Below are 6,345 nucleotides of genomic sequence, written 5' to 3' on the forward strand. Positions count from 1 at the left end.
TATGGGGCAAAAAGTCTTTTTTCAATTTGGCAAATAATCTCCAAACTGAGTAGTTTTATCTTCATCAGTTTGGAGATTTAAATAACATTAGGATCGTTCTATACTTTTTCAGGCATAGAATTTAATGCCTCCTCATATTCCTCAGGAGAATATTTCCTTAAAATCTGTTCTTTGGTCAGACCAAGATCAATCATATTTTGAATCGCATCAATTTTGGCTTCATGTAGTCCGGTAAGCCTGCCTCTGGCTTCCCCTCGAGCTTCCCCTCTGGCTTCCCCTCGAGCTTCTCCAAGCTCCAACAACTCTTCAGAGCGTAATTTCAAAATCTTACCACCCATAATCTCACCCAATCCTTTCCTGATCTCATTATTCTCTGGAATAATATAATCTGCAATCTTCTCGATTAAAACAATCATATCCATATAAAGATGTGACTTTTGTTCCTTCTCAGATGTTTCCTCCAGCTTTCGGTTGATCTCCCGGAAATCGTCGAGCAGATGCTGCACTTTCTTTAAATCCGTTCCGTTGTGCTTCAAAAAGTGTTCATACCGTAAGATATGATATGGAAGTAAAATCAGCAGCCGTTTTTCAAAAATCCGATCGACCGTGTATTTCTTTGCCTGTATGATCGGAACGCGGTAACGAATTTTCTGACCGTCCGTAAACTTCACAATCGCTTCGTGAAAATCCGGAAGTGAACGGTGATTGCGGATGTAAAGTACGCACGACTGCGGAAATTCAATTTCCCAGATCGCATGCTTCGCAAAAGAAGCATGCTCAAGCGCAATGGAAATGTCGTACTCAAACATCCGGATGACCATCGTTTCATCTTTGGTGGACTGGCACTCCAGATGATAAATGTGGCTGCCGATCCGGATAATGGAGTCCGTGACCACGGTTCCGAATTTTTCATAGTGTTCATTCCGTAGCTGTTCAAAGGGTTCCTTCTCACTGTAGGAAGTGTGGAAAACTTCATTGATCAGCGGAATAAGAAGCTGTGGCATCTTTTGTGCAATTGTCCGGAACACATCATCAAAAATAGTGCTGTGTTCTGTCGTGTTTTCTGTGTTGGCATCTGGTAACGTGTTTACCGAAATGTCAGTGTTCCCCATGTAATGTCCTGCCTTTCCTTTAGTATATATCATAAGCATCTGTTTTTACAATATGGAAAGTGTAAGAAACAGAAGCAGTTATGATCAAACGTATGAAATTGTAATTATAATGGTAATTTGAACGAATGTTCTTTCATGAATGCTATGAGATATAATTAAAATACATCTCATAGCATAGAAATAAGAAAAATACAGTTATAGACGGATTATGTCATGCTTTTACCGACATAGAATTTATCGCCTCTTCATATTCCTCTGGAGAATATTTTCTTAAAATCTGTTCTCTGGTTAAACCAAGATCAATCATATTTTGAATTGCATCAATTTTGGCTTCATGTAGTCCGGTAAGCCTGCCTCTGGCTTCCCCTCGAGCTTCCCCTCTGGCTTCCCCTCGAGCTTCTCCAAGCTCCAACAACTCTTCAGAGCGTAATTTCAAAATCTTACCACCCATAATCTCACCCAATCCTTTCCTGATCTCATTATCCTCTGGAATAATATAATCCGCAATCTCCTCAATCAGAACAATCATATCCATATAAAGATGTGACTTTTGTTCCTTCTCAGATGTTTGCTCAAGTCTCCGGTTGATCTCCCGGAAATCGTCGAGCAGATGCTGCACTTTCTTCGAATCCGTTCCGTTGTGCTTCAAAAAGTGTTCATATCGTAAGATATGATACGGAAGCAGAATCAGCAGCCGTTTTTCAAAAATCCGATCGACCGTGTATTTCTTTGCCTGTATGATCGGAACGCGGTAACGAATTTTCTGACCGTCCGCAAACTTCACAATCGCTTCGTGAAAATCCGGAAGTGAACGGTGATTGCGGATATAAAGTACACATGACTGCGGAAATTCAATTTCCCAGATATCATTTGATTCAAAAGAAGCGTGCTCAATAGCAATTGAAATATCATATTCAAACATGCGTATGACCATCGTTTTGTCTTTTGAGGACTGGCACTCCAGATGATAAATATGGTTGCCGATCCGGATAATAGAGTCCGTGACCACCGTTCCGAATTTTTCATAGTGTTCATTCCGCAATTGTTCAAATGGTTCCTCCTCGCTATAAGAAGTGTGGAAAACTTCATTGATCAGCGGAATCAGAAGCTGTGGCATTTTCTGTGCAATTGTCCGGAATACATCATCAAAAATAGTGCTGTGTTCTGTAGTGTTTTTCTCGTTGGCATCTGACAGCGGAGCTGCCACAATGTCAGTGTTCCCCATGTAGTATCCTGCCTTTCCTTTAGTATATATCAAAACAACATAGTTTTACAACCGAAAAAAACGGGAAAACCGAGTCGTTTTTGATCCTGTATTTAATTAAAATTCCAGTGGATAAACGAGCGAATGACTCATCAGATTTGGAATTATATGTGTTAAAGACAGAATATCTTATTTGCATGCAGAAATCAACTGTAAATACCAAAAAGTTGAGAATCTGTACCAACGGTGTTACTGTTCACTCAGCACCTGAACACCATGCTGTTCAGGTGCGTATGAACGTGATGTGGGTGTTAGCAGCCCCCTTTTGCGAAGCAAAACTTTATATGGGGCTGCGAAGTTACTGTTCGCAGGGTAACCTGTGAACAGTAATCCAGTGGTCAATAATCCGCTGGCAGGGTGACAAAAAAAGAGGCCACAACCATGACAGGATATGACCTCTCTTTAAAAATTGTTTCCTGAATGTTAGATCTTCATTGTAAGCTGAATCCGTTGCTTTTTCACATCCACACTAAGAACTTTCACTTCCACGATATCCCCGACGCTGACGACTTCCAGCGGATGCTTGATAAAGCGGTCACACATCTGCGAGATATGTACCAGACCATCCTGATGGACTCCGATATCCACAAAGGCACCGAAATCAATGACATTTCGCACGGTTCCCTTCAATACCATGCCCGGAGTCAGATCTTTGATCTCGAGCACGTCACTGCGCAGGATTGGTTTTGGCATATCCTCACGCGGATCACGGGCAGGCGTTTCCAGTTCCTTTACGATATCCCGGAGAGTCAGTTCGCCGATTTCCAGATCCTGTGCAAGCTTTTTGTAATCCCGGACTTTTTTCGAGATCCCGGCAACATTGCGGTCTGTCACATCCGAAAGCGTATAGCCGAGTGTTTCCAGCAGCTGTTTCGTGGCTGCGTAGGATTCCGGGTGTACACCGGTGGCATCCAGAGGGTTTTTTCCGTCACTGATGCGCATGAAGCCGGCACACTGTTCATAGGCTTTCGGTCCAAGCTTGGCTACTTTCAGAAGCTGGGAACGGGAGGCAAATTTTCCGTTTTCTTCGCGGTAGAGGACAATATTTTTGGCAATGGCTTTGCTCACACCGGAGACATATTCCAGCAGGGAAGCAGAAGCGGTGTTTAAGTCCACCCCAACGCGGTTGACACAGTCTTCTACGACACCATCGAGTGCTTCGGTCAGTTTCTTCTGGTTCATGTCATGCTGGTACTGTCCGACACCAATGGATTTCGGATCAATTTTTACCAGCTCTGCGAGTGGATCCTGCAGGCGGCGCGCCATGGATGCGGCACTTCGCTGTCCGACATCAAACTGCGGGAATTCTTCGGTTGCCAGCTTGCTGGCAGAGTATACGGAGGCACCGGCTTCGTTTACGATGATGTATTGTACCGGTTCCGGAATCTCTTTGAGAAGCTGTACGATGATCTGCTCGGATTCGCGGGAAGCAGTACCGTTTCCTAAAGAGATTAACGTAATATGGTATTTGGATATCAGCTTTTTTAATACGGCCTTGGCTTCCTCTACACGATTCTGCGGAGCAGTCGGGTAGATCACAGTCGTGTCAAGCACTTTTCCGGTCGGATCAACGACCGCAAGTTTACAGCCGGTACGAAATGCCGGGTCCCAGCCAAGTACAACCTGTCCGGCAATTGGAGGCTGCATGAGAAGCTGCTCCAAGTTTTTGCCAAATACACGGATGGCCCCGTCCTCTGCCTTCTCAAACAGATCGCTTCGGATCTCGCGCTCAATGGCAGGTGCAATCAGCCGGTTGTAAGCATCCTCTGTAACTTCATGCAGTACAGCTGCTGTGGGAGCAGAAGGTGCGGTGATGAGTTTACGGTCGAGATAGGAAAGAATCCGATCCACGGGTGCATCAATTTTTACTATGAGGAATTTCTCTTTTTCTCCACGGCTGATGGCAAGAATCCGGTGTCCGGCAAGCTTTGAAAGACTTTCGCTGAATTCATAATACATCTCATAGACGGATTCGGCTTCGGGATCTTTTGCAGCGGATAAAAGCTGTCCGTGCTTCATAGTCAGTTCCCGGATATGGGTACGGAAATCGGCATTGTCGGAGACCGACTCTGCAAGGATATCTTTTGCACCGTTTAAGGCATCTTCTGCAGTGGAAACTTCTTTTTCCGGATTGATATAGTTTTTGGCTTCTTCTAGAGGAGTCTCTGTCATTTTCTGTAAAAGGATCAGGTTGGCGAGTGGCTCTAATCCTTTTTCCTTTGCGATCGTTGCACGGGTACGGCGCTTCGGACGGTACGGGCGGTACAGATCATCCACGGCTACCTGTGTTTCGGCCGCGAGAATCTGTGCACGCAGTTCCTCCGTCAGTTTTCCCTGTTCTTCAATGGAGGCCAGTACGGTCTGTTTTTTGTCCTCCAGATTTCGCAGATACACCAGACGGTCATAGAGATTTCGTAAAATTTCATCACTCAATGCTCCGGTAGCTTCTTTCCGGTACCGGGCAATAAAAGGAATGGTGCATCCTTCGTCGATCAGTTTTACGGCAGCGGAGGCCTGTTCTTTCCGGATGCCGAGTTCTTCCGCAATTTTTGTATTAATATCCATAAATTTTCCCCTTAATAGTCCTTTCCTGTCAAATAATACTTTCCCTATTATATATGAAATGTTACAATAAAAGCAATCCTAAAAAGAAAGGAAAACGTATTATGGATATGTATGGATCATCTTATCAACCAAATCCGAATCAGCCGTATCGCAGCCGGAGATCTGCACGCATGGAGGCAGCTTCCCTGATACTTGGATCAATTGCATTACTAAGCTGCACCTGTCTGTATCTTGCTGTGCCGTGTGGGGCTCTGGCGGTTATTTTTGCAACACTTTCCCGCGGAGGCATGATGTCTTATACTTCGAAAGCACAGATCGGAATGATTCTGGGGATTATGGCATTGGTTGCGGCTATCGGACTGTACGCATCGGTTCTGGGGTATGCCATCCATCAGTATGGAAGTATCGATGGATTTTTAAAGGCCTATTCTGATATGCAGGGCATGGATTATAATGAACTGATGAAGCAGTTTATGGCAAAATAAAAAGATTGTTGCATCTGCATAGCCATGCTATAATGAGAAAAGCAATCAGTTACAGAAACGGAGTATAAACAAATGAACCTACCTTGCAAAGAATTAAAACGAATCGCAAGAGACAATTTAAATGGAAATTATAAAATACCAATGGGAGCTTTTCTTGCCGCCACACTGATTCCTTTGGCGGTAGAACTCCCATTTTCCATGTTGCAGAAAGATGCACAGCCGCTTCCGGTGACGATCATGTTTTATGTGGCGGAATTTCTGATCACACTTTTAAGCATGGTATTGTCTGTCGGAATCCTTCAGCTTCATCTGTCACTTGCACGGAAAAAAGAAATGACACTTGGCATGGTATTTTATGGATTTAAAAATCACCCGGACCGTTATATCATTGCAGGACTGCTTTTGATTATTGCAACGCTGATCAGCTGTATTCCTGTGATCACAGGTGCTGTGTTATTTTTTGTCCTGGACAAGTCGCCTGCGGCGATTGCAGTACTGGTGATACTTGGTATTGTGAGCACGATTCTGGCAGTTTTCGTGCAGATGTGGTATGCACTGGCATTGTATCTGCTTTTGGATCATCCGCAGATGAAGGCACGCGAATCATTAAAGATCAGCCGTCAGATCATGAAGGGAAATAAAGGAAGATTATTTTATATTTATCTGAGCTTTATCGGATTGCAGATACTGTGTCTGCTGTCTTTAGGCATCGGGTCACTCTGGGTATATCCATACCAGTCACAGACACTGGTTATTTTTTATCTGGATGTGGTCGGGGAGATCCCATCAAACATAAGCTAATGCTCCGGCTGATTGCCGGATATTAGAATATACTATTAGGTAATTGCGAAACTCGCGATGCTCGTTCGCAAACTTGAATCAAAATAGAAACAGAATTGAGCATAGCATGATTTTAATG

5 protein-coding genes are annotated in these 6,345 nt (G+C 44.0%); 2 read left to right on the plus strand and 3 right to left on the minus strand.

Annotated elements, in window-relative coordinates:
• Window positions 1–98: 98 nt before the first annotated feature.
• The 3 genes from M72_RS05680 to M72_RS05690 form a co-directional block, all read right to left on the minus strand.
• Window positions 99–1,112, minus strand: a complete 1,014-nt coding sequence (locus M72_RS05680; protein WP_055067507.1) for an RpnC/YadD family protein — start codon at window positions 1,110–1,112, stop codon at window positions 99–101.
• 211 nt (window positions 1,113–1,323) lie between these two features.
• Window positions 1,324–2,337 carry an RpnC/YadD family protein gene (locus M72_RS05685; RefSeq protein WP_055067508.1) on the minus strand — a complete coding sequence of 338 codons (1,014 nt, stop codon included), beginning with the start codon at window positions 2,335–2,337 and terminating at the stop codon, window positions 1,324–1,326.
• Window positions 2,338–2,799: 462 nt separating this feature from the next.
• Window positions 2,800–4,941 (minus strand): Tex family protein, encoded by a 2,142-nt coding sequence (locus tag M72_RS05690; protein WP_055067509.1) that lies wholly within the window; start codon window positions 4,939–4,941, stop codon window positions 2,800–2,802.
• A gap of 101 nt (window positions 4,942–5,042) precedes the next feature.
• On the opposite strand from M72_RS05690, the gene M72_RS05695 reads away from it, so the two are divergent.
• Complete coding sequence (locus tag M72_RS05695; protein WP_055067510.1) at window positions 5,043–5,426, plus strand: hypothetical protein; 384 nt, start codon at window positions 5,043–5,045, stop codon at window positions 5,424–5,426.
• Window positions 5,427–5,498: 72 nt separating this feature from the next.
• The gene (locus tag M72_RS05700; protein ID WP_022044888.1) at window positions 5,499–6,227 is read left to right on the plus strand and encodes a DUF975 family protein; all 729 of its coding nucleotides are present in this window, start codon (window positions 5,499–5,501) and stop codon (window positions 6,225–6,227) included.
• The last annotated feature ends 118 nt before the right edge of the window (window positions 6,228–6,345 follow it).

Origin of the sequence: Roseburia faecis, assembly GCF_001406815.1 — a bacterium.
GTDB lineage: Bacteria > Bacillota > Clostridia > Lachnospirales > Lachnospiraceae > Roseburia > Roseburia faecis.

Coding starts and splice junctions, on each gene's coding strand:
- M72_RS05690 (WP_055067509.1), bottom strand. CDS start 4,941: ATGGATATTAATACAAAAATTGCGGAAGAACTCGGCATCCGGAAAGAA.
- M72_RS05695 (WP_055067510.1), top strand. CDS start 5,043: ATGGATATGTATGGATCATCTTATCAACCAAATCCGAATCAGCCGTAT.
- M72_RS05700 (WP_022044888.1), top strand. CDS start 5,499: ATGAACCTACCTTGCAAAGAATTAAAACGAATCGCAAGAGACAATTTA.
- M72_RS05685 (WP_055067508.1), bottom strand. CDS start 2,337: ATGGGGAACACTGACATTGTGGCAGCTCCGCTGTCAGATGCCAACGAG.
- M72_RS05680 (WP_055067507.1), bottom strand. CDS start 1,112: ATGGGGAACACTGACATTTCGGTAAACACGTTACCAGATGCCAACACA.